A 23625-nucleotide genomic window follows, 5' to 3' on the forward strand; every position below is an offset into this window, starting at 1 on the left:
CCGCCCCCGGAATACCCCAGGGCTAGCATGGGTTTCATCCGGCGGAATCAACGAAGGGAACGCGCTACCGTGCGTCACGTCATCATCATCGGATCCGGCCCGGCCGGCTACACAGCTGCGATCTACGCGGCCCGCGCCAACCTCGAGCCCCTCGTCGTCGCGAGCTCGGTCGAAGCCGGCGGCGACCTCATGAACACCACCGAGGTCGAGAACTTCCCCGGCTTCCCCGACGGCATCCAGGGTCCCGACCTCATGGCCAAGATGCAGGCGCAGGCAGAGCGTTTCGGTGCGCAGGTGCTCTACGACGACGTCGTCTCGCTCGAGCTCGACGGACCGGTCAAAAAGGTCACGCTCGGCAGCGGGAAGGTCGAAGAGGCCGTCTCGGTCATCTACGCCACGGGGTCGGCCTATCGCAAGCTCGGCCTCGAGGGCGAAGACCGCCTGTCCGGCCGTGGCGTGTCCTGGTGCGCCACCTGCGACGGGTTCTTCTTCCGCGACCGCACGATCGCCGTGGTCGGCGGTGGCGACTCCGCGATGGAAGAGGCGAACTTCCTCACGAAGTTCGCGTCGAAGGTCTACGTCATCCACCGCAAGGACTCGCTGCGGGCGTCGAAGATCATGCAGGAGCGCGCCTTCGCGAACCCCAAGATCGAGTTCATCTGGAACAGCGCGGTCGACGAGATCCTCGGCGACGAAGCTGTGAACGGCGTTCGCCTGCGCTCCACCATCGACGACACCACGCGCGAGTTGCCCCTCGACGGACTGTTCGTCGCGATCGGCAACGACCCGCGTACGCACCTCGTGCACGACAAGCTGCAGCTCACCGACCAGGGCACCATCTGGGTCGACGGTCGCTCGTCGCGCACGTCGGTCGAGGGCGTTTTCGCCGCCGGTGACGTCATCGACCCGACGTACCGCCAGGCCATCACGGCTGCCGGAAGCGGCACAGTGGCTGCTCTCGACGTGGAGCACTTCCTCGCCGCTCGCGGCGAGGCCGGCGAGCCCGCCGTCGCCGAGAGCCCGATCGAGGGCCTCCCCGACGCCGCCGTGGTCTGAGGAACAAAAACGCACTCACCTGCGTTTTCACACACTGACGATCTCATCTAAGGAGAAATCACATGACCGCCAAGGCGACGACCTCCGCGACCTTCGAGCAGGACGTCCTGCAGGCCGACGGACCCGTTCTCGTGGACTTCTGGGCTGAGTGGTGCGGACCGTGTCGCATGGTCGCGCCCGTGCTCGACGAAATCCAGAGCGAGAACGCTGACAAGATCACCGTCCTCAAGCTCAACGTCGACGAGAACCCCGACCTCGCGATGAAGTACCAGATCACCTCGATCCCCGCGATGAAGGTCTTCCACGGCGGTGAGGTCAAGACGACCATCATCGGCGCGAAGCCGAAGTACGCGCTCGAGCAGGACCTGGCCCCGTTCATCGGCTGAGTCCCTCTTCGCACGACGGAGCCCCGGCACTTCGGTGTCGGGGCTCTCGTCATCTCTGCACCCCTGTGGTGCTTTTCCTCAGGACCGGATGCCGCCTGTCGGCGTGTGCGGGCATATGGACCGCACGATGACCGGCGAGGCGCCGCCGGCGACCGAGGCGCTCGAGAATGCTCCGGCGGCATGATCGATCAGGGGGAGTCGGACGCCGTGCTCCGCACGTCCTCTTGATCGCGACGGGACCGGCGGGAGTGCGGCCGGCGGAATCAGGGCGTGCGCGGAGGACGTTGTCGGCGTCGGCACCGTAGCTCCCTCGGCGCGGTCGGCATGCGATGCGCCCCACCACGAAACTCAAAGATCCGGGGGGCTCGTCGAAGTCATCAGAGGCGTCTCGAGCTCGGCGTCGTCTCCGCGGCCTCGGCCTCACCCATCAGACGACGGACGTGCGCGAGGGCGTTCCGTCCGTCGCCGTTCGCAACGGCGTATGCGGCGTTCAGGACGCGTCGAGACGCACCGACGCGTCCCAGCGTCGGTGGGGCTCTTCGTCGCCCAGAATGCGCCACACAGCGCGCGTGAGGGCGGGGTAATCGAGAGCGATCTGGCGCAGCACACGGTAGTTGCGCGCCTTGTTCGGGCGGACACCCCCGTTCTCGGCGATGTTCTCGGCGCGCAGAGTCAAGACGACGAGTTCGTCGACGCTGGGCAGGTCTTCCATGAAGTCCCACGGGTCTTCGCCACCGCGCAGGCGCTCATGAATCAGCACCGCCAGTTCATCGGAGGCCTCGGCGCGCAGAAGCTCGAGGCTGGCGCGACGGCGCAGGTTCTCATCGTTCGCGGTCACCGTTCCAGCGTACGTTGCACCGCCGACATGAGGGCCCGAGGCCGTTCGCTCCCCGCGGATGCACGGGGAGGATCAGCCGGTGTAGCTTTCCTCGCCGAGTGCCGCAAGGATTCGGTTGAGGTCTTGAATGCTCGCGAAGTCGATGCTGATCTGGCCTTTTTTGGCACTCAGCGAGACACGCACCTTCGTGTCGAGTCGGTCACCGAGACGATCGGCGACGTCGTCGAGTCCTGAACGGCGCGATCCGGCGGTCGGCTTCTGGCGGACCGGGGCGACACCGGGCATCTTGGCGGCCGCCTCGGCGGCGCGCACCGACAGATCCTCGTTGACGATTTTGTCGGCGAGCTTCTGCATCTCTTTGGCGTCGTCGAGGGAGAGGATCGCGCGAGCGTGGCCCGCGCTCAGAACTCCCGCCGCAACTCGCTGCTGCACCGGGACCGGCAGCTTCAGAAGTCGGATGGTGTTGCTGATCTGTGGGCGCGAGCGCCCGATACGCGTCGCGAGCTCCTCCTGAGTGATCCCGAAGTCCTCGAGGAGCTGCTGATACGCGGAGGCTTCTTCGAGGGGGTTGAGCTGCGAACGGTGCAGGTTCTCGAGAAGCGCGTCGCGCAACAGGTATTCGTCGTCCGTCTCACGCACGACAGCGGGGATCGTCTCCAAGCCGGCCTCGCGCGAGGCCCGCGTGCGTCGCTCGCCCATGATGAGTTCGTAGGTGCCGTCACCCTTGTCACGGACCACGACGGGCTGGAGAACCCCGAATTCGCGAACGGAGTGGATGAGCTCGGCGAGATCATCGGGATCGAAGTGCGTTCGTGGCTGACGAGGATTCGGGACGATCGACTTCGGATCGATGTGCACGAGCCGCGCGCCGGGGACGGAGACGAGGGTGTCCTCAGCAGCACCATTGTTCGCGGAGGAGTCGTTCTGCGTGGCCGCGTTCCCCTCGGGGAAGAACACATCTACAGGGCGCGCCTCCGAGGGTTCCGCCGTGGGAATGAGGGCGCCGATGCCGCGACCCAGTCCGGTCCTCTTCGCCATCAGGAACCCTTCTTCGTGGTGTCTCGTGCGACGATCTCCACCGCTGCTTCGCGGTAGGCAATAGCGCCCGCTGACTGGCCATCGTACGCGATGACCGTCTGCCCGAAGCTCGGCGCCTCGGAGACCCGGACAGAACGGGGGATGACCGTGTCGAGCACCTCGCTGGTGAAGTGCGAGCGGACTTCCTCGGCCACCTGCTGGGCCAGGCGAGTGCGCCCGTCGTACATGGTCAACAGGATCGTCGAAACGTGGAGCGTCGGATTCAGGTGTTTCTGAATCATCTGCACACTACCCAGAAGCTGGCTCAGACCCTCCAGCGCGTAGTACTCGCACTGAATGGGGATCATCACCTCGTCCGCTGCAGTGAAGGCGTTGATCGTCAGCAGGCCGAGAGAGGGCGGGCAGTCGATGATGACGAAATCGAGATGGTTGTCCTCGATCGCCAAGTAGTCCCGCAGGGCGCCGCGCAACCTGTGCTCGCGCGCCACCTGAGAAACGAGCTCGATCTCCGCCCCGGCAAGATGAATGGTGCTCGGAGCACAGAGCAGGTTCGGCGACTCCGGACTCGTCTGAATGATGTCAGCGAGGGGGAACTCGTCGATCAGGACGTCGTAGATGCTGGGGGTGTCGGCGTTGTGCGCGACACCCAGCGCTGTCGACGCATTTCCTTGAGGATCCAGGTCGATGACGAGAACGCGGGCCCCGACGGATGCCAAAGCCGCGGCGACATTGACGGCGGTGGTCGTCTTACCGACGCCGCCCTTCTGATTCGACACGGTGAACACGCGCGTGCGGCCCGAGAGCTCCACCTTCGCAGCCTCTAGCGCGCGACGACGAGCAGACAGATCGGCGATCTCGCGAGCGATGGGGGAGTCGTCGAGTGAGAAGGACGACGCGGGCGCCTCATCGGACTGTTTCACGTGAAACACACCTCTCCGTCACGAACTCGCCCAGTCTACCCGCGCGATATGGGCTCCACGATGACTTATGAACGTGGCGAGGTTCGGCGGTTCGATAGTTAAGGTGGTGGCGAGAACGCACACTCAGCCCCACGGTGAATGAACAGCGCCGACTACCCGTCCTCGCGTTGGACGGGCGCGACGTGCCTGCGTGGGTGTTGATCAGTCTCCTGAGGACGCCACGTGCACGCTCAAGGCGAGGACCACATAGACGGTCCACCGACACCGCATGGCGCGGTGACTCCGCCGCGGCCCCCTCGTCAGTCGACGAGCATCAAGTCGACTACCGATGAGTGCCCCGCGGCGCGGTGTGCACGAGGAGGATCCTCGGGCTCAGCGGAAACGGACGGTCTGGTGGCTTCGCGTGAGACCGACGCGCGTTCCTTGCCGGACGACTTTGACCGCACCTCCCTCACCGACTGCCGGAGGGGATGCTGCCCACCGCGCTGAAACGCGTGGAGTGAGCGGTACACGAGATTCGCGCGGCACACGCTTGAGGGACCGCTCACGGGGCGCTTCGCCTCAGTCGGCGACACGGCAGGTCCACTCCTGCACGTTGACGATCAACTTGGCTGGTGCCGCTATTGCGAGCGTGGGATCGAGTACCTCTCCCTCGGAACGGCGGATTGTTGGCACAGCCTGCGCGCCTCACCGCGCCACGGTCAGAAAGCCCGGTGGGCGAAGGGCGGACCCACCGGAGGGTTACACATCAATGACGATGCGCTCAGCCACGCCGTGAGCATGCCATCGCTCAAGGATTCGGCTTTCGCCGAGCGGGCCGCGGTGCGCGATAGGGGAGTGCGGGTGTGATGACTCCACACGTTCCGACGCATCATCACTACGCCTAGATCATTCGGCATGCGTGTGATCGCGGACGGTTCGTCACGTCGCCCGAACGCGTAAAAATCGGTTTGAGCATTGTTTGGGATGCGACGCTCCCCGCTACACCGCCGACGACGAGGTTGAGAGTGCGGCGCCTAATCCCTTGATCGGAGCCGGCCTGACGAAGTGATGTTTCACGTGAAACGCTGACCCGAGCGAGCAAGTAGCCGCACACACCAACTTTGCGGTGTAGTCGATACCGTACCTGGCCCCTCCCACTCTGGTTCGACGGGTAAGCCGCGCAGCGAGATGGGTTTGTGCCCCACCCCGCGGTCCGCTCCCGTCCGATGTTTCACGTGAAACGTCGCAAGGGTAGACGGCGCCCGCGCGGATACCCGCCTTCCGCTAAGTGGTCGATGGCTGCGCACGTGGCGGAGCTCTCGCGGGTCTCGGTTGACGAGAGCCGCCGTCGTGTGTTCCCGCCTTCCAGTGCACGTGAGGCAGGGTGGTGGGCGCTGGCAGCCGATCGATGAACCGTCTCTCACACCACTGCAGTGCCCGAGCGCAGCACATCGGCGGCGTATGCCGATGAACACCGTCCGGGTCGTTGGCCGCCCACGGCGGAACCTCTTCGCACCCATCCACATCAGGGCAGTGTGACTTCTGCAGTCGGCCGCCATTGCCCACACCACCCAGCCGTAACACTGGTGGAGGCGATGTGACCGAAGGTTGGTGACATCGGTGGACGGCGACCGAGCAGCCCCTGAACGGGAGGCCGCATGAGTGACACCCCCGCGCGCGTGACCCACCCACGTGAAGCTGGCGGCGCAGCCCGCGTCATCCCTCTCCGGGTCCGGGTCTGCACGATTCATTCATCACTCAAGGGGGGCGCAGCGAGTCTCTCACCCGGGTCGACGGCTGCACTCCAGGAGCTGCCGGACATGGCCTCAGCACCGTCACAGAGGCTCAACGTTGAGGCGCGTGGGCTACACGGGTCCGAGAATCCCGCCAGTCACGCTCGCGCGTCGACACAGACATGAACGTGAGACACCTACGCGAACGGGGACCTCTGTGCCCGTGGCCTGCCATTCATCCGTCATCCTGACTACTCCTCCTCGCACCGCGACAGGAATGCCGCACCGGCCGCCTTCGCGGCCAACGCTCGGTCGCGACCTCCGCATCGTCACCCGAAGCGCCGGCCTGTGCGAGACCACGCGGCAGATCGCCGACGCACCTCTGCAGCCGCCCGCGTGCGGGTCCCGTCGTCCCACGCGCGCCACTGCCGCACGTCTCACCTCGACGAAGGGGGCAAGACGGGAGTTCGCCCGGGTGGGGCCTGGCGGGGCCGCGACACTACGACTCAATCTGGTCTGTGCACGATGCGGGTCTCACCCCTCCGAGAATTTCGACGATGCCGTGAGGGCGGCCCTCACGCTCGTCCCATCTCGTCGATGCTGCCGCAGTCTGAGCGCCGCCTTACCGCGGGCGCCATCGTGTACCCACAGGACCAGCTCGCTGTCTCCATGTCCCCAGGTCGGCGCGCCCGCCGCGCACTTCGCACCCACGGAATCGGCCGACCCTCCGGCAGCACAGAATCAGCGGCCTACCCTCGCCGGCACCCACCCCGCACACTGGCGCATCCACGTCCGCGTGCGGTCTCCAGCCGGACAGCCCTTCCACCGATACTCGCTGAGTAACGAGCGACAAGACCGGCGAGAGTGACCATGTTTCACGTGAAACACCGCGCGACAGCCACGGCGCACTGTCACGTCATCCGGCGGGACTTCGGCCCGATCCGAGGGTCGGTCCGCGCGATATGACTCTCCATGGGCCCTCGTGGCGACGACCGGCAGCCAGCACTCGCCCCGCCCTGGTCGCATGCTCGTGGTCGACCCGGCGGCGCATGAACGTTCGAAGCGGATCCGGGGGGAGTCGCGGAGGGGTCGGTTCAACGAGCATGAGCGCAGGATCGATCTCTGGCGCTCCACCTCGTAACAACTCAGGATCAGCACCGAAGGGATCCCGTGCGCTCGCTGGCGGCGAGCCTTCACGCGACAGACGCGTTCCCTCTCACCCCAAATAGCGGGGTTGTCGGGCGGCGTCGCCCGACCTCAAATACCCAGTCGAGTGGCACGAGTCGTATGGTCCCCTCGGGTGGGGCAACGGACGCTGTTTCACGTGAAACGTTCTCTAGGTGACGGCTCAAGCAATCCGAATCGCCACGCCATCGGCCTCCACGTGACTACCGTGAGCCGATCAGATGATTCCCATAGTCGAGCTGCGGGGACGGAGTAGATCAAGAACTTCGGAGGTCGAACGTCTCGGACCACCACCGCATCACATCTGCGACCACCGAAGCTCCGGCGCCTTCGACGCAGCAGTGCCTCAGATCTCCCTCCTGCGTCTTCCGCCAACGTCAGGCGTGGGGCGGAGGGAAGACACAATTTTCCAGGCAGAACGGACGCACCCCGTCCGCGAACTCCCATCGACCTCAAGCCCAGCCCGACCGATTTGACCGCAGCGCTGGGCGCAGCGACTTTGTCGTCGAGGTGTCCAGCGGGCGGCCCGATCGCCCGCCCTAGCCTTGAAGCGGCACAGCGGGTGAGCACACAGCCCCGGACATGGCTAGCGACTCGTCAACCTCGTACGTCGCGCCTCACCTCTGAACAGTCGCGCCTATCCGCGGTTGCACGAATCAACCGCACGGGCGCTTCGCTCATGATCGCGTCACGAGACCCCAACGGAATCCCACCGACAAGCCACGACATCCAACGCCGCTGGAAAGCCCGGAAATCACCACCCGCAATCATCCTGAGAGGCCACCCACGGGCCGTTGGGGAACCAACACACGCGGGGGAGGAGCGGTCGGCCGCCAGCACGATCTAACGGCCAATCGACGGAGCGAGCCACGATCCCCGCCGACGTCTCGGGAACGGGTCTCGGCACCGAGTCTCGGCACGGCGTCTCGGCGACCGCTCCCGCGCTCTGCTGCCGGCGGACCGGCGAGGCGACGATCTGGCGGACGTGCGGCGGCGCGTTCGTTCTCGCCCGTACGTCGCGTGGGAGCTCCACGTCGGAACTCGCCACCACACACCGCAGGCCGATGCCGAAGCTCCTTTGTCGTCCCGGCACGAAGCACTGCGCCGCATGGATGTGAGCGGAAACGCCCCCAGCAAAGCAGGGACTGGCTCGCCTCATTCAGGGGTGCCACGTGCCACGCAGCTCGTGGGCATCCGGGGAAAGCGTGGCGTAAGGCGGGCGAAAGCCCACCGGAACCCGCCCCGCACGCCGCGGACCGCAAAGCACAAAGCGCCCCGTCGCTCCGTCATCACGCTTCATCACCGGCGATGTGCAGGGGACACTCCCCGGTTGCAGACCGTTCGATGGAGATCCTCGCGACCTCGGGCGGCTGCCGAACCAAACCCGTCGCCGCGTGACATCCGACCTCACGAGGAGAGTGAAAGCGCGAGAACCGGCACGACTCAACGCACGGTCGACATCGGCCCCACGCTCCGGCCCACCAAAGCTTTTGTTCCACGTGAAACGACCCGTCTCTCGAGGACGGGCAGAAATTGATTGACGCGCCGCACCGGGGGAGATCGGGAGTCACGCCCAGGCCAGGTTCCTGCGCGCCGCTGGCCCAACGTTGAGTTCTCTGGTGCCGAGCTGACCTCGAATCAAGGCACCCTGATTGTGAATGCCAGCACTTCTCTTCTCACCGCGCGCCGAGCACAGTCCGCTGTCATGACGGAAGCAAAGACTTCAGGGCAGTGAACAAGAGCTTGAAGCTGGCCCCCTCTTGTTCACTCCTCGATGGCGCCCGGCGCAGTGCCTCGACCGATAGCCACCGAGGTCCTCGTTCCGGCTACGCAGGCGAAGCCGGACAATCCGCGGCGGGGGAGTGGCCATGTCCCCACACTTGATCAAGATCCCTCTCGGCCGCCTAGGGCGAAGCACCTGCAGTAGGCCGCGGCCCCGACGAGCGAACGCCCGAGCGGTCAGACCTTCCTCGCTCGACGCAGACGATCGAACAACCCGCTCGCAGTGGGATCACGCGGTCAGCGACCTGACGCCCGAACAGCGTGTCCGCGCGCGATCCTCGACAAATGCCACCGATTCACGGACGGACACGAGCGGGTATCAGCGCAACCGCCCACAACAGACGAGCCGGGACAGTCACAGAACCCGTATCCCGACTGCGCCGCTCACGGGCGGCGTCTGGATCATCGTGACGAGCAACAGAACGCGGGCAGATGCATGTTCACCGAGTCCGAGTCCGTATGACGCATGACGCCACTCAGGCCCCATCAAGAGGGAGCAACAAACCCTACGTCAAACTCGAGGCAGTTGAACTGTCCATCTAAATTCCTGATCAGGCGTGCTTTTCGAGATATGAGATTCTCAGCGCGACACCGTCGCCACGAACACCCGCGTCGGCTCGTCGAGCACGTCCTCCCCGACCACCTCGATCGACACGTCCTCCAGCCCGAACTTCCGCACCTGCTTCGTCGCCGCTTCCAGCTCCGCGCCGACGTTGGCGCCCTTGAGGAAGACCAGACGTCCCTGGGGTCGAACGAGCGGCGCGGTGAAAGGGAGCAGGGTACGAAGAGCGCTCACGGCGCGAGCGGTGGCGACATCGAAGACACGACCGCCGGTCCACTCCTCGCCGCGCATCCGTTCCACGGTCACGTTCGAGAGGGACAGGTCGACGACCTGCTCGGACAGCCATGCCGTACGGCGTTCCATGGGCTCGATCAGCGTCCACGCGACGTCCGGTCGGGCGATCGCCAACACAAGCCCAGGAAGACCCGCCCCCGAACCCACGTCGACGGCCCGACCGTGGAAGTAGGGCGCCGCGATCGCGCTGTTCAGGATGTGACGAGTCCAGAGGCGAGGGACCTCGAGTGGACCGATCAACCCGCGCTCTTCGCCGTGCCGCGCGAGGTTCTGCGTGAACCGCCGAGCACGCTCGATGTTCTCGCCGAAGATCGACGCGGCGACGGCCGGCTCGTTCTCGAGCTGATCCGGCATGTCCGGCCTCAGCCGCGGCGCAGCACGGTGTGACGATCGGCTCCCTCGCCGAACGACTCCGACGAATACCCGCGGTCCGCGGCGATGTCGTGCACGAGCTTGCGCTCATAGCTCGACATCGCCGGCAGCGACGCCTGCGACGCACCCTCGTCCAACCGTGCGATCGCACGGTCCACCAGGGTCTCGAGCTGGCGCTGCCGCGCGTCACGAGATCCCCCGATGTCGAGGATGAGCCGCGAGAAGCGACCCGTCGAGTTCTGCACGGCCAGTCGGGTCAGCTCCTGCAGCGCCTGAACCGTGTCGGGGTGGGACAGGCTCGCGAGCGCGGCGGTGTCCTCCGCCTCAACGGAGACGTAGGCGCGACCGGCCCGGACATCCATGGCCAGATCGCCGTCGATGTCGGCGATGTCGAGAAGACCCTCGAGGTAGTCGGCGGCGATGTCGCCTTCCTGCTCGAGCTGCTCCTCGGTGGCGGCGGTCTGGTCGGGGGCGATCTGATCGGACGTCGTCATCGTGATCTCCGGATGTCAGGAAGCGGGGGAGGAGCCGGGGCTGCCGGCGGGTCCACCCGCGGCACCGGTGTTCTTGGCGGACTGCTGCTTCTTCGCACGCTGCTTGCCCACGGGCTGCTGGCGCTTCGGAGCTGCAGCGCGGGCGCGCTCGGCCTCCTCGAGGAGACGCTGCTGTTCCGCCTCGTACTTCTCGATCGGAACGACCTTGCCGGAGGAATCGATCGCCTTGCCCTTGCGGGCCAGGCGCTCTTCGCGGGCCTTGGCCGCGTCCGAGCCCGGCGTGGGCATCTCGCGGATGACGACGAACTGCTGCACCATCGTCCACAGGTTGCTGACGAACCAGTAGATGACGACGCCGAGCGGGAAGAAGACACCCGAGAAGATGAAGGCCAGCGGCAGGATGTAGAGCATAATCTTCTGCATCTGGTACGCCTGACCGGTCTTGGCCTCGGGCGACAGGTTCTTCGAGATGATCTGCAGCTGGGTGAAGAACTGCGAGCCGATCATGAGGACGACCAGCGTCAGAAGGATCGCGACGGTGACCTGTCCATCGGGCTGGCTCCACGCGGTGACCAGGTTCACGTGCATGGATGCCACATCGAACAGACGCGCGTCGTAGAACTCGGTCGTGAGTTCGGGGGTGAGCAGCCCCACACCGCCGACACCGCTCGCCGCGTGCTTCGACACGTCGTTGAGCACGCTGAACAGCGCGAAGAAGATCGGCATCTGCACCAGCAGCGGCAGGCAGCTGGACACGGGGGTCGTGCCGTGCTTCTTGTAGAGCGCCATCGTCTCGCGGCTCATCGCCTCACGCGAGAGCTGGTCGCGCTTGCCCCGGTACTTCTCCTGCACCTTGCGGAGCTCGGGGGCGATCTCCATCATCTTGCGCTGGCTCTTGATCTGCTTGACGAAGAGCGGGATGAGCGCCGCGCGGACGATCAGCACCAGGCCGATGATCGACAGCACCCATGTCAGACCCGCCGCCGGCGGCATGCCGAGGGCCGTGAACAGCGCGTGCCAGCCCACCAGCACGAGCTCGACCGCCCATTTCAGCGGCCAGAGGATGGTCCCAATGAGATCGAATTGCACGATCAGTCCTTTCGGGCGGGCACGACGAATCCGTGCCGAGTGAGTTCGTGGCGGAAGGCCCGGTGAGGACGGACGTCGTCGATGCCACCCTGAGCCCAGGGATGACACCGTGCGAGACGGGCCGCGGTGAACGCGATGCCCTTCACGAGTCCGTGCTGCTGCACGGCGCCCACCGAATAGGCGGAGCAGGACGGGTAGTACTTGCACACGTCGCCGTAGACGTGCGAGATCGTCGAGCGATAGGCGTGCAGAAGCGCGAGCCCCGCGTTACGCGGAAGGAGCGGAACGGATGCCAGGACGGCATCCACTCGGAAACGACCGGACCCCGTAGAGGACGTCGGAAGTGTCGAAGCGCTCATGCTGACGCTTTTCGTTCGAGGCACCTCACCACGTCGGCGCGAAGAGTCGCGTAGTCGATCGTGGCGGCGGAGGGAAGTGCACGGATGACGATCGAGGCGCCCCCGCGGATGGACGGGAGCGCCTCGGCGCACACCGCCTTGAGACGGCGGCGGATGGTGTTGCGGGTGACAGCGGAGCCGACCTGTCGGCTCACGATGAAGCCGAAGCGAGGCGATTCGGTCTCGGCCGACGAGCCGACGTAGGTGATCGTGTGCGCTCCGGCACAACGAGAACCCCGTCGGACTGTGGCTTTGTAGTCCGATCCGCGGGTGAGTCGGTTCGGCTTCGCGAGCACCGGGTCTGTCAGGCCGAGAGCTCGGTGCGGCCCTTGGCGCGACGCGCCGAAAGGATGCTGCGGCCGGCACGCGTACGCATGCGGGCGCGGAAGCCGTGCTTCTTGGCGCGGCGGCGGTTGTTGGGCTGGAAGGTGCGCTTGCTCATGGGTCACTCCGGAGGTGGTGTCGCCCGATGCTCTTCTGCCGGGGACGGGGTCGGGACTGCCGTATAGGCATAAGTCAACCGACTAAGGCTACGTCGCGCGCGCCGTTAACTCAAACCGGGCGGCCGACCGCCTATTATCCCCAGGCGTTGTCCACAAGCATGGCAAAGACACGCGGCCGGGTCCTACAGTGGATTTTGCTCCGCGAGAGCCGCGAACTAGCGTGGCCCCGGAAGTTATCCACAGGTTCGGCGCGACACGTCGATCGCCCGTCGCGTCTAGATCCCGGAGGGGATATGTCTCTGCACGAAGTACCGGATGTTCCCGTCTGGTCGGCCGTGCTGGACCATCTTCTCACCGACGACCGCGTGACACCGCAGCTCCACGGCTTCCTCAACCTCGCCGTGCCCCAGGGAGTGATGGGCGGGACGCTCTACCTCGATGTCCCCAACGACCTGACCGCAGCTCAGTTCAACAAGCGCATGCGGGCACCGATCATGGAGGCCCTCGCGCAGGTCCAGGGAGAAGACCCCGCGGTCGGCACCTTCCGGGTGGTCGTGAACCCCGATCTCGTCGAGAATCCGCGGCCGTCCACCGCGCCGGCGCCCGCCGCGTCGGATCGCTCCTCGGCAGCGACGGCGACTCACTCATCGTCGGTCGAGCAGACTCCGGAACCCATCGTCCCGGCCTCGCGCAACGACACCCGGCTGAATCCGAAGTACACCTTCGACAACTTCGTGATCGGTCAGTCCAACCGATTCGCGCACGCCGCCGCCGTCGCGGTCGCCGAGGCTCCGGCCAAGGCCTACAACCCCCTCTTCATCTATGGAGATTCCGGCCTCGGGAAGACGCACCTCCTCCACGCCATCGGCGACTACGCCGCGAGCATGTACGCCGGCATCCGCGTGCGTTACGTCTCGAGCGAGGAGTTCACGAACGACTTCATCAACTCGATCGCAAACAACCGGGGATCGGCCTTCCAGGCGCGATATCGCGACGTCGACATCCTGCTGATCGACGACATCCAGTTCCTGCAGGGTCGCGCCGAGACGCAGGAAGCGTTCTTCCACACGTTCAACACGCTGCACGATCACGACAAGCAGGTCGTCATCACCAGCGACCTCCCCCCGAAGCAACTGACCGGCTTCGAAGACCGCATGCGAAGCCGCTTCGAGTGGGGCCTCATCACCGACGTCCAGGCACCCGACCTCGAGACGCGCATCGCGATCCTCCGTAAGAAGGCCCAGAGCGAACGACTGCTGATCCCCGACGACGTCCTCGAGTACATCGCCACGGTCGTCTCGTCGAACATCCGCGAACTCGAGGGCGCCCTCATCCGCGTCTCGGCGTTCGCGAGTCTGAACCGATCGACCCTCGACATGTCGCTGGCGCAGACGGTGCTGCGCGACATCATCGACCAGGACGACGCCAACGTGATCTCGCCGACCGACATCATCACGGCGACCGCACAATACTTCAAGCTGTCGGTCGACGACCTTTACGGCTCGAGCAGGTCGCAGGCCGTCGCGACCGCGCGACAGATCGCGATGTATCTCTGCCGGGAGCGGACCAGCCTGTCGTTGCCGAAGATCGGGCAGCTCTTCGGCAACCGGGACCACACCACGGTGATGTACGCCTACAAGAAGATCAGCGACCTGATGAAGGAACGCCGTTCGATCTTCAACCAGGTCTCCGAGATCACCAGCCAACTCGGCCGCATGCGCTGAGCGCCCGTTTGCGAGAGGGGCCCGTCCGAGGTTTTCGGACGGGCCCCTCGGTCGTTTTCGGGCGTCAGCGAGCCGCGAAACGCCGTCGACCGATATCTTTCAGCCGGTTCTACACAGTGTGGAAAACCTGTGGATAACTCCGATTTGCTGCGGATGAGATGTGCACGAACGCGTTAACACTGTGGATGACGAGGGGATGCCGGCATCCTCGGCCTCTGTTAAGTGCCCAGGGTCTCCGCAACACGTCCACACTTAACAGACCGCGCGATCCCTTGTGTTAACACGCGTGTCGGAAGTTATCCACAGTCTCCACAGCGGTTAACAAGATGAAGATCCTTTATCCGAGTTAAGAGAGATTCGATGACCTTGCCGTGCAAGCGGCGCACAACGGGCGCAGCCGGAGCAGGGCACTAGCATGGGTAAGCCATACCCGCCGTCAAGGGAGCGCCCGTGAAGTTCCACGTCAATCGCGATGTGTTCAGCGAAGCCGTCTCGTTCGTGGTCAAGCTCTTGCCTCAGCGCAATCCGCAGCCGATCCTGGCCGGCGTGCTGATCGAGGCGGGCGAGCAGGGGCTCACCCTTGCCGCCTTCGACTACGAGGCTTCGGCGCGCACCACCATCGAGGCCACCGTCGACGAGCCGGGCACGATCCTCGTCCACGGCCGCCTCCTCAGCGACATCGCCAGCCGTCTCCCGAACGCCCCGATCCAGATCGCCGTCGACGACGACGGCGGCATCCTGCTCACCTGCGGATCGGCCCGGTTCACCTTGGCCTCCATGCCGGTGCAGGAATACCCCGCCATTCCCGAGGTGACGGGTGAGTCGGGCCTGGTGCCCGCAGACGAGTTCGCCACCGCGATCGCGCAGGTCGCCTTCGCCGCCTCCCGTGACGACGTCACCCCTGTCCTCACCGGCGTCCAGCTCGAGGTCACCGGAACGCAGCTCAGTCTGGTCGCCACCGATCGCTACCGCGTCGCCCTCCGCGAGATCCCGTGGGATGGCGGGGCTGCGGCCTCCGACGAGCCGACGTCGGCTCTCGTCCCCGCCCGCACCCTGCAGGAGGTCGGCAAGACCTTCGCGCACGGCGGCGACATCTCGATCGCATTCTCGGGCTCGGGAGACCGCGAGATCATCGCGTTCTCGTCGGGCAACAAGACCGTGACGTCGTTGCTCATCAAGGGCAACTTCCCGCCCGTGCGCCGGCTCTTCCCGGCGCAGACCGAGCACCACAGCGTCGTGAACACCGCCGAGCTGGCCGAGGCGGTCCGTCGTGTCGCGCTCGTGCTCGACCGGTCCGCGCCGCTGCGCTTCACCTTCGGTTCCGAGGGCGTGTCGATGGACGCGTCGGGGACCGAGCAGGCGCGCGCGACGGAATCCGTCGACGCCACGCTGGTGGGCGACGAGGTGACCCTCGGCCTGAACCCGCAGTACCTGCTCGAGTCCCTCGGCGCGGTGCGCAGCGAATTCACTCGCATCACATTCACGTCGAGCGACAACGCGAACAAGCTCAGTCCCGTGCTCGTCACCCCCCAGACCTCGGTCGACAAGGGCGGCGAGGGGTCGTTCAAGTACCTCCTGCAGCCGAACCTGCTGCTGCGCTGACCGCGGCCGCACGCCTGCGGCGCCGTGGTCGTGTCGGAGGCGACGGGTAGTCTGACTCGGTGATCGTGGAGCAGCTCGGACTGAAGGACTTCCGCAATTACGCGGGCGCCGACGTCTCGCTCTCCGCGGGAGCCAATGTGTTCGTCGGGCGCAACGGGCAGGGCAAGACGAATCTCGTCGAAGCCGTCGCGTACCTCGCCACGCTCGGTTCCCATCGCGTCTCGAACGACGCGCCGATGGTGCGAGACGGCACGGATGCCGCGATCGTCCGCGCCAGGCTGGCTCACGGCGAACGCAGCGTCCTCCTCGAGCTGCAGCTCAACCGGCAGGGAGCCAACAAGGCGCGCGTCAACGGCGTCAACGTCCGCACGTCGGAGCTTCCGCGCTACGCGCAGGTCGTACTGTTCGCCCCGGAGGATCTTCAGATCGTCCGCGGCGACCCCTCGTCCCGGCGTCGATTCGCCGATCAGCTCATCGTGCAGCGCACACCGCGGATGGCTGCCGTCCTGGCGGACTACGACCGGGTGCTGCGCCAGCGCAGCGCGCTGCTGAAATCGGCGCGGGCGCGCGGCGTGCGGGGCGACGCCCTCAGCACCCTCGACGTGTGGGACGAGAAGCTCGTCTCGCTGGGCACCGAGGTCATCGAAGCCCGCCTCGCCCTGGCATCCGATCTCTCCGCACCGATGGCGCGGTCGTACGCCGCGATCGCGGGAGCCGACCACGACCCGCGGTTGTCGTGGGCCCTGTCCGTCGGCGGGGGCGATCCCGAAGAGGGAGAGTCCGGGGATGCATCCGGTCGGTCGGGCCCGCTCGCCGATCAGTTCCGCGCGGCGCTCGCCGCGCGTCGCAGCGCCGAGCTCGAGCGCGGTCTCACTCTCGTCGGACCTCATCGCGATGACCTCGTCCTCGAGGTGAACGGCCTGCCCGTCAAGGGGTACGCGTCCCACGGCGAGTCCTGGTCGGTCGCTCTCGCCCTCCGGCTCGCGTCGGCGGAACTGCTGCGGGCCGAATCCCGCCTCGGCGACCCGGTCCTCATCCTCGACGACGTGTTCGCCGAGCTCGACTCCGGGCGGCGCACGCGTCTGGCCGAGATGGCGGGCGGGTACGAGCAGGTCATCGTCACCTCCGCGGTGGAGGAGGACGTGCCCGAGGGGCTGCGCGCCCATGTCGTGCGGGTCGAGGCCGGTCGCATTCAGGAGTCCCTCGATGGCTGACGAGCCGGAGCTCCCGGAGACCATGGCGACCTATCTGCGCCTGCGCGGGCTCGAGCCGTCGCCCTACCGCCGGAAGAAGCGGCGGCGTCGCGCCGATGACGGGGAGAACGCCCCGTTCGCGCCCGGTCGCGATCCCCGTGGCCTCGGCGACGTCCTGTCGTCGCTCACCCGTTCGGCGGGATGGGAGCCGCAGCTCTCGCGCGAGGATCTCGTGCGCACGTGGGACGAAGTGGCGGGTGCCGACACGGCTGCGCACACCCGTCCGGTCGCGTTGGACGCGGGCACGTTGACGGTCCAGGCCGACTCCACCGCGTGGGCGAAGCAGCTGCAGCTGATGCGCGCGCACATCCTCTCGGAGATCATCCGACGCTTCCCCGAGGCGGGGGTGGAGGCGATCCGCTTCGTCGGCCCCGACGTCCCCTCTTGGAAATGGGGCCCCAGAGCCGTTCCAGGCCGCGGTCCGCGCGATACCTACGGTTAGGCCATGGTCGGTCCCGGTTCGACACGATTTCTGCCCGCGTAGGGGCGTACACGCCATTTAGACGAGTCCTGCGCGGTAAGATGGAGGTTCCGACGAATCGATCTGGAGCGCGCGTACTCATGACGTCCGAGAACCCCGACAACGTTTCCGAGGAACCCGAAGCGACCACCGCCGCAAAGGTTCCCAACGAGTACGGGGCAGACGCCATCCAGGTGCTCGAGGGTCTCGAGGCCGTCCGCAAGCGCCCCGGCATGTACATCGGTTCCACCGGAGAGCGAGGACTGCACCACCTCGTTCAGGAGATCGTCGACAACTCCGTCGACGAAGCCCTCGCCGGCTACTGCGACACCATCGACGTGACGATCCTGAGCGACGGCGCCGTGCGCGTGGTCGACAACGGCCGTGGCATCCCGGTCGACATGCACCGTACCGAGGGCAAGTCGACCGTCGAGGTCGTGCTCACCGTGCTCCACGCCGGCGGCAAGTTCGGCGGTGGCGGCTACGCCGTCTCGGGCGGTCTGCACGGCGTGGGCTCATCGGTGGTGAACGCTCTGTCCACCCGCCTCGAGGTCGAGGTGCAGCGTCAAGGACACGTCTGGCGTCAGTCGTTCCGCAACGGCGGCGTGCCGCTCGCCCCCCTCGAGCAGGGGGAGGAGAGCGAGGCGACCGGTACCTCGATCACCTTCTGGCCGGATGCCACGATCTTCGACACGATCGACTTCGACTACGACACGCTGCGCACGCGGTTCCAGCAGATGGCGTTCCTCAACAAGGGGCTGCGCATCAGCCTGCGCGACGAGCGTCCGCAGTCGGTCGTCACCGAGGGCGAGCCGGGCGAAGAGATCACCGAGGCCCGTCACGACTCGTTCCTCTACGAACGCGGTCTGGTCGACTACGTCGAGCACCTCAACCGCGTGCGCAAGGCCGACGTGGTCAACGACGAGATCATCGAGGTCGAGTCCGAGGACACCGAGCGCAAGATCGCCCTCGAACTGGCGATGCAGTGGACGACGGCGTACACCGAGAACGTCTTCACGTACGCCAACACCATCAACACGCACGAGGGCGGCACTCACGAAGAGGGCTTCCGTGCCGCTCTGACCACACTGGTCAATCGGTACGCGCGCGCGAACAACCTCCTCAAGGAGAAGGATGACAACCTCACCGGCGACGACATCCGCGAAGGCCTGACCGCCGTCATCTCGGTCAAGCTGTCGGAGCCGCAGTTCGAGGGTCAGACCAAGACGAAGCTGGGCAACACCGAGGCGCGCGCGTTCGTGCAGAAGGTGGTCGGAGACAAGCTGGGCGACTGGTTCGACCGCAACCCGGGCCAGGCGAAGAACATCATCCGCAAGGCCATCGACGCGGCCACCGCGCGTCTGGCCGCACGCAAAGCGCGCGAGACCGCTCGCCGCAAGAGCGTGTTCGAGTCGGCCGCGATGCCCGACAAGCTCAAGGACTGCACGTCGAAGGACCCCTCGATCAGCGAGATCTTCCTCGTCGAGGGTGACTCAGCCGGCGGCTCGGCCGTGCAGGGGCGCGACCCCCACACGCAGGCGATCCTCGCCCTGCGCGGCAAGATCCTGAACGTCGAGCGTGCGCGGCTCGACCGCGCTCTGGGCAACAAGGAAGTCCAGGCGATGATCCAGGCCTTCGGCACGGGCATCGGCGAGGACTTCGACATGGCGAAGGCTCGCTATCACAAGATCGTGCTCATGGCCGATGCCGACGTCGACGGCCAGCACATCACGACGCTGCTGCTGACGCTGCTGTTCCGCTACATGCGCGGTCTGATCGAGGCCGGGTTCGTCTACCTGGCGCAGCCTCCGCTGTACCGCCTGAAGTGGTCGAACCACCCGCACGAATACGCCTACAGCGACCGCGAGCGCGACGTGATGCTGGTCGATGGACAGGCCTCCGGCCGTCGCATCCCGAAGGACAACGGCATCCAGCGCTACAAGGGTCTCGGCGAGATGAACGATCACGAGCTCTGGGAGACCACCATGGACCCCCAGACCCGCACGCTCAAGCAGGTCACGATCGACGACGCCGCGGCAGCCGACGAGATCTTCTCGGTCCTCATGGGCGAAGACGTCGAGTCGCGCCGCAGCTTCATCCAGCGCAACGCCAAAGACGTCCGCTTCCTCGACATCTGATCTCGCCGACGCGAGACACGGCATCCAGACGACGAACGCACTACGGAACTGAGAAGACATGGCTGACGACACCACCCCCGAGCCCGACGACGTCCGGGGTGAGCCGGTGCACGACCACGGCAAGATCGACCAGGTCGACCTGCAGCTCGAGATGCAGCGGAGCTACCTCGACTACGCGATGAGCGTCATCGTCGGTCGCGCGCTGCCTGACGTGCGCGACGGCCTCAAGCCGGTGCACCGCCGTGTGATCTACGGCATGTACGACGGCGGCTTCCGGCCCGACAAGTCGTTCTCGAAGTGCGCCCGTGTCGTCGGCGAGGTCATGGGCCACTATCACCCGCACGGTGACGCGCCCATCTACGACGCCCTCGTGCGCCTCGTGCAGCCGTGGTCGCTGCGCTACCCGCTGGCCCTCGGACAGGGCAACTTCGGTTCGCCCGGCAACCAGGGCGCGGCCGCGCCGCGGTACACCGAGACCAAGATGGCTCCCCTCGCGCTCGAGATGGTGCGCGACATCGAGGAAGAGACCGTCGACTTCCAGGACAACTACGACGGCCAGACCCAGGAGCCCACGGTCCTGCCGGCGCGCTTCCCGAACCTGCTGGTCAACGGCTCCGTCGGCATCGCGGTCGGTATGGCCACGAACATCCCGCCGCACAACCTGCGCGAGGTCTCCGCCGGAGCCCTGTGGGCTCTCGAGAACCCGGATGCCACCCGCGAGGAGCTGCTCGAAGCGCTCATGCAGCGCATCCCCGGGCCCGACTTCCCCACCCGCGCGCAGATCCTCGGCACCCGCGGCATCAAGGACGCGTACCGCACCGGGCGCGGCTCGATCACGATGCGCGCCGTCGTGAACATCGAGGAGATCCAGGGCCGAACGTGCCTCGTGATCACCGAGCTGCCCTACCAGGTGAACCCCGACAACGTCGCCGTGAAGATCGGCGACCTGGCCCGTGAGGGCAAGATCACCGGCGTCGCCGACATCCGCGACGAGAGCTCGGGACGCACCGGTCAGCGCCTGGTCGTGGTGCTCAAGCGCGATGCGGTCGCGAAGGTCGTGCTCAACAACCTGTACAAGCACACCCAGCTCCAGGAGAACTTCGGGGCCAACATGCTGGCCATCGTCGACGGCGTGCCGCGCACGCTGTCGCTCGACGGTTTCATCAGCCTCTGGATCGACCACCAGATCGAGGTCATCGTCCGTCGGACGCGCTACCGCCTGCGCAAGGCGGAGGAGCGCATGCACATCCTGCGCGGCTACCTCAAGGCGCTCGACGCGCTCGACGAGGTCATCGCGCTGATCCGCCGCTCGCCCACGGCTCAGGATGCCAACGAGGGGCTGCAGAAGCTCCTCGACATCGACGAGGTGCAGGCGCAGGCCATCCTCGACATGCAGCTTCGTCGTCTCGCCGCTCTCGAGCGTCAGAAGATCGTCGACGAGGCCACCGAGCTCGAAGCGCGCATCGCCGACTACAACGACATCCTCGCCACCCCCGGGCGTCAGCGCACCATCATCCGCGACGAGCTCACCGCGATCACCGATCGTTTCGGCGACGACCGTCGCACCGAGATCCTGCACGGCTTCGACGGCGACGTCTCGATCGAAGACCTCATCGCCGAGGAGGAGATGGTCGTCACCGTCACCCGCGACGGCTACATCAAGCGCACCCGGAGCGACAATTACCGTTCGCAGCACCGCGGTGGCAAGGGCGTGAAGGGCGCGCAGCTGCGCGCCGACGACGTGGTGGAGCACTTCTTCGTCACGACGACGCACCACTGGCTGCTGTTCTTCACGAACAAGGGACGGGTCTACCGTTCGAAGGCCTACGAGGTCCCCGAGGCCGGCCGGGATGCCAAGGGCCAGCACGTCGCGAACCTGCTCGCTCTGCAGCCCGACGAGGAGATCGCGCAGATCCTCGACATCCGCGACTACCAGGTGGCGACCTACCTGGTCCTCGCGACCCGGGGCGGTCTGGTCAAGAAGACGCGTCTCGACGAGTACGACACCAACCGTCAGGGTGGTGTCATCGCCATCAAGCTGCGTGGTCAGACGTCCGACGAGGGCGATGACGAGCAGGCCGGCGCCGACGAGCTTGTCAGTGCGCTCCTGGTCGACGAGGGAGAGGACATCCTCCTCATCAGCCGCCTGGGAATGTCGCTGCGCTTCTCGGCCACCGACAGCGCGTTGCGCCCGATGGGCCGGTCGACGTCGGGTGTGAAGGGCATGGACTTCCGTGAGGGCGACAGCCTGCTCTCGGCATCCGTCGCCAAGGACGACGAGTTCGTGTTCGTGGTGACCGAGGGCGGCTATGCCAAGCGCACCGCAGTGACCGAATACCGCATGCAGAACCGCGGCGGTCTGGGCATCAAGGTGGCCCGTCTGACCGATGATCGCGGGGTGCTCGCGGGCGGGATGATGGTGTCCGAGACCGACGAGGTCCTTGTGGTTCTTGCCAGCGGCAAGGTGGTACGCTCCTCCGTGGCCGAGGTGCCCGCCAAGGGACGCGACACGATGGGTGTCGTTTTCGCCCGCGCAGGAGGCGACGACAAGATCATCGCGATCGCCCGGAACGCCGAGCGCAACCTGACCGAGACGACGGAGACGGCCACGGAGCCCGCCGCAGATTCTGCGGACGAGGTCACCGCCTCCACTCCCGAGACCCCCGAGGAAAGTACTGACGCATGAGCACGGTAGCCGACAAGCTCGCCAAGAAGTCGACTCACAAGACCCCTGCCAAGCAGGTGCGGCTGCGCCTGGTGTACATCGACTTCTGGTCGGCGGTGAAGCTGTCGTTCCTGGTGGCGGTCGCTCTCGCGATCGTGACCGTCGTGTCGTACTTCCTGATCTACCTGGTGGTCTCCGCGACGCTGCTCACGAAGCTCGATGAGTTCTTCACCAGCTTCACCGACGGGGGAGCGACGCTCTCGCAGTACATCGGTCTGCCGCAGGTGATGGCGTTCGCGGCGATCGTCGCCATCCTGAACCTCGTCGTGGTCACCGTCCTCGGCGCCGTGATGGCCGGGATCTACAACCTCGCCGTCAAGGTGACCGGCGGCCTGCTCGTCGGTTTCACCTCGAACTGACGCCGATTCGTCAAAACCTCGCAAGTCCGGTAAAGTCTTCGAGGTTGACATCACGTCAGCGAGACGGGGCTATAGCTCAGGCGGTTAGAGCGCTTCACTGATAATGAAGAGGTCCCAGGTTCAAGTCCTGGTAGCCCCACCCCTTCCCTCGCGGGGCCTTAGCTCAGCTGGTAGAGCGCCTGCTTTGCAAGCAGGATGTCAGGAGTTCGAATCTCCTAGGCTCCACATCCGCGACACGAAAGCCGGCTCTCGGGCCGGCTTTCGGCGTTTTCCGGCTGAGGATGCGTTCGGCATGCGGGGCCGGCTTTCCGCTCGGCGGAGAGGGGCTGCCGTCGGCGGTCGGTAGAGTTCGGTCATGGACATGCGGGTCGCCGCGTACGCCGTCATCACCGACGCCGACGACCGCGTGCTGCTCGCCCACTGGATCGACGGTCGACGGGCCGCGTGGACGCTCCCCGGTGGCGGACTCGAGCCCGGGGAGGATCCGGTGCACGCGGTGCGTCGAGAGGTTCGGGAGGAGACCGGGTTCCGGGTCGTCGTCGGCGACCTGCTCGGCATCCACTCCCGTGTCATCCCCGCCGAGTCGAGGCTCGCGGAGGGTGCTTCGGAGCCTCTGCACGCGTTGCGCATCGTCTATCGCGCGCGCATCGTCGGCGGTCGGCTTCGCTTCGAGACCGACGGCTCGACCGACCGGGCCGCGTGGTTCACGCTCGAGGCCGCGAGGAAGGTGCGGCGGGTGCAACTCGTCGACATCGCATTGCGCATGGCCGACCTGCCGCGGCCCTGATCGCG

At 66.2% G+C, this 23625-nt stretch carries 19 protein-coding genes and 2 tRNA genes; 12 read left to right on the plus strand and 9 right to left on the minus strand.

Translation table 11 applies throughout. From position 1 onward, the window contains the following. Positions 1–69: 69 nt before the first annotated feature. Entirely contained in the window at positions 70–1056 is a 987-nt protein-coding gene (gene trxB, locus ACFZA2_RS06865) for a thioredoxin-disulfide reductase (protein WP_363388344.1), read from the plus strand. Positions 1057–1118: 62 nt separating this feature from the next. Then, positions 1119–1442, plus strand: coding sequence for a thioredoxin (gene trxA / locus ACFZA2_RS06870; protein WP_315994132.1), 324 nt, complete (start codon positions 1119–1121; stop codon positions 1440–1442). A gap of 490 nt (positions 1443–1932) precedes the next feature. Here trxA and ACFZA2_RS06875 read toward each other — a convergent pair whose 3' ends face one another. The 9 genes from ACFZA2_RS06875 to rpmH all read right to left on the minus strand — a co-directional run bounded on the left by ACFZA2_RS06875 (position 1933) and on the right by rpmH (position 12571). After that, the gene (locus tag ACFZA2_RS06875) at positions 1933–2280 is read right to left on the minus strand and encodes a tryptophan synthase subunit alpha (RefSeq protein WP_391402421.1); all 348 of its coding nucleotides are present in this window, start codon (positions 2278–2280) and stop codon (positions 1933–1935) included. Between the two features lie 72 nt (positions 2281–2352). Then, entirely contained in the window at positions 2353–3318 is a 966-nt protein-coding gene (locus ACFZA2_RS06880; RefSeq protein ID WP_391402424.1) for a ParB/RepB/Spo0J family partition protein, read from the minus strand. Further along, a complete protein-coding gene (locus ACFZA2_RS06885) occupies positions 3318–4247 on the minus strand; it encodes a ParA family protein (protein WP_391402427.1) in 930 nt (309 codons plus the stop codon). Before ACFZA2_RS06885 ends, ACFZA2_RS06880 begins: the two co-directional genes overlap by 1 nt. A gap of 5253 nt (positions 4248–9500) precedes the next feature. Then, complete coding sequence (rsmG, locus tag ACFZA2_RS06890) at positions 9501–10130, minus strand: 16S rRNA (guanine(527)-N(7))-methyltransferase RsmG (protein WP_391402430.1); 630 nt, start codon at positions 10128–10130, stop codon at positions 9501–9503. 8 nt (positions 10131–10138) lie between these two features. Beyond that, positions 10139–10642: a R3H domain-containing nucleic acid-binding protein gene (locus ACFZA2_RS06895; protein ID WP_315994127.1), complete on the minus strand. Its 504-nt coding sequence runs from the start codon at positions 10640–10642 to the stop codon at positions 10139–10141. A gap of 15 nt (positions 10643–10657) precedes the next feature. Then, positions 10658–11731 carry a membrane protein insertase YidC gene (yidC, locus tag ACFZA2_RS06900; protein ID WP_315994126.1) on the minus strand — a complete coding sequence of 358 codons (1074 nt, stop codon included), beginning with the start codon at positions 11729–11731 and terminating at the stop codon, positions 10658–10660. Between the two features lie 2 nt (positions 11732–11733). Next, complete coding sequence (gene yidD, locus ACFZA2_RS06905; RefSeq protein WP_315994125.1) at positions 11734–12090, minus strand: membrane protein insertion efficiency factor YidD; 357 nt, start codon at positions 12088–12090, stop codon at positions 11734–11736. Then, positions 12087–12425: a ribonuclease P protein component gene (gene rnpA / locus ACFZA2_RS06910; protein WP_315994124.1), complete on the minus strand. Its 339-nt coding sequence runs from the start codon at positions 12423–12425 to the stop codon at positions 12087–12089. The genes yidD and rnpA overlap by 4 nt, the downstream gene beginning before the upstream one ends. An 8-nt stretch (positions 12426–12433) precedes the next feature. Next, a complete protein-coding gene (rpmH, locus tag ACFZA2_RS06915; protein WP_005054680.1) occupies positions 12434–12571 on the minus strand; it encodes a 50S ribosomal protein L34 in 138 nt (45 codons plus the stop codon). Between the two features lie 417 nt (positions 12572–12988). On the opposite strand from rpmH, the gene dnaA reads away from it, so the two are divergent. The 10 genes from dnaA to ACFZA2_RS06965 all read left to right on the plus strand — a co-directional run bounded on the left by dnaA (position 12989) and on the right by ACFZA2_RS06965 (position 23620). Next, positions 12989–14296, plus strand: coding sequence for a chromosomal replication initiator protein DnaA (gene dnaA / locus ACFZA2_RS06920; RefSeq protein ID WP_391403406.1), 1308 nt, complete (start codon positions 12989–12991; stop codon positions 14294–14296). A 450-nt stretch (positions 14297–14746) separates the two neighbouring features. Next, the gene (gene dnaN, locus ACFZA2_RS06925; protein WP_391402438.1) at positions 14747–15898 is read left to right on the plus strand and encodes a DNA polymerase III subunit beta; all 1152 of its coding nucleotides are present in this window, start codon (positions 14747–14749) and stop codon (positions 15896–15898) included. Between the two features lie 59 nt (positions 15899–15957). Further along, positions 15958–17112, plus strand: a complete 1155-nt coding sequence (recF, locus tag ACFZA2_RS06930; RefSeq protein ID WP_391402441.1) for a DNA replication/repair protein RecF — start codon at positions 15958–15960, stop codon at positions 17110–17112. Continuing rightward, positions 17105–17593, plus strand: a complete 489-nt coding sequence (locus ACFZA2_RS06935; protein WP_391402444.1) for a DUF721 domain-containing protein — start codon at positions 17105–17107, stop codon at positions 17591–17593. The genes recF and ACFZA2_RS06935 overlap by 8 nt, the downstream gene beginning before the upstream one ends. 119 nt (positions 17594–17712) lie before the next feature. Next, on the plus strand, positions 17713–19749 hold the full coding sequence (gene gyrB, locus ACFZA2_RS06940) for a DNA topoisomerase (ATP-hydrolyzing) subunit B (protein WP_391402447.1): 2037 nt from the start codon (positions 17713–17715) through the stop codon (positions 19747–19749). 58 nt (positions 19750–19807) lie between these two features. Next, positions 19808–22435, plus strand: a complete 2628-nt coding sequence (gyrA, locus tag ACFZA2_RS06945) for a DNA gyrase subunit A (protein WP_391402450.1) — start codon at positions 19808–19810, stop codon at positions 22433–22435. Beyond that, positions 22432–22833 carry a DUF3566 domain-containing protein gene (locus ACFZA2_RS06950; RefSeq protein WP_136586371.1) on the plus strand — a complete coding sequence of 134 codons (402 nt, stop codon included), beginning with the start codon at positions 22432–22434 and terminating at the stop codon, positions 22831–22833. The genes gyrA and ACFZA2_RS06950 overlap by 4 nt, the downstream gene beginning before the upstream one ends. A 65-nt stretch (positions 22834–22898) precedes the next feature. After that, positions 22899–22972, plus strand: a tRNA-Ile gene (locus ACFZA2_RS06955). 13 nt (positions 22973–22985) lie between these two features. Further along, positions 22986–23058 (plus strand) — tRNA-Ala (locus tag ACFZA2_RS06960). Positions 23059–23188: 130 nt separating this feature from the next. Beyond that, positions 23189–23620, plus strand: a complete 432-nt coding sequence (locus ACFZA2_RS06965) for an NUDIX hydrolase (protein WP_391402453.1) — start codon at positions 23189–23191, stop codon at positions 23618–23620. The last annotated feature ends 5 nt before the right edge of the window (positions 23621–23625 follow it).

This window comes from Microbacterium sp. NPDC007973 (assembly GCF_042958465.1).
GTDB classification, from domain to species: domain Bacteria; phylum Actinomycetota; class Actinomycetes; order Actinomycetales; family Microbacteriaceae; genus Microbacterium; species Microbacterium galbum.

Excerpts from the sequence above, each read along its gene's own strand:
- dnaA (WP_391403406.1), top strand. The coding sequence starts at position 12,989 with ATGGGCGGGACGCTCTACCTCGATGTCCCCAACGACCTGACCGCAGCT.
- trxA (WP_315994132.1), top strand. The coding sequence starts at position 1,119 with ATGACCGCCAAGGCGACGACCTCCGCGACCTTCGAGCAGGACGTCCTG.
- rsmG (WP_391402430.1), bottom strand. The coding sequence starts at position 10,130 with ATGCCGGATCAGCTCGAGAACGAGCCGGCCGTCGCCGCGTCGATCTTC.
- ACFZA2_RS06935 (WP_391402444.1), top strand. The coding sequence starts at position 17,105 with ATGGCTGACGAGCCGGAGCTCCCGGAGACCATGGCGACCTATCTGCGC.
- ACFZA2_RS06895 (WP_315994127.1), bottom strand. The coding sequence starts at position 10,642 with ATGACGACGTCCGATCAGATCGCCCCCGACCAGACCGCCGCCACCGAG.
- gyrA (WP_391402450.1), top strand. The coding sequence starts at position 19,808 with ATGGCTGACGACACCACCCCCGAGCCCGACGACGTCCGGGGTGAGCCG.
- yidD (WP_315994125.1), bottom strand. The coding sequence starts at position 12,090 with ATGAGCGCTTCGACACTTCCGACGTCCTCTACGGGGTCCGGTCGTTTC.
- rpmH (WP_005054680.1), bottom strand. The coding sequence starts at position 12,571 with ATGAGCAAGCGCACCTTCCAGCCCAACAACCGCCGCCGCGCCAAGAAG.
- ACFZA2_RS06880 (WP_391402424.1), bottom strand. The coding sequence starts at position 3,318 with ATGGCGAAGAGGACCGGACTGGGTCGCGGCATCGGCGCCCTCATTCCC.
- ACFZA2_RS06950 (WP_136586371.1), top strand. The coding sequence starts at position 22,432 with ATGAGCACGGTAGCCGACAAGCTCGCCAAGAAGTCGACTCACAAGACC.
- ACFZA2_RS06965 (WP_391402453.1), top strand. The coding sequence starts at position 23,189 with ATGGACATGCGGGTCGCCGCGTACGCCGTCATCACCGACGCCGACGAC.
- gyrB (WP_391402447.1), top strand. The coding sequence starts at position 17,713 with ATGACGTCCGAGAACCCCGACAACGTTTCCGAGGAACCCGAAGCGACC.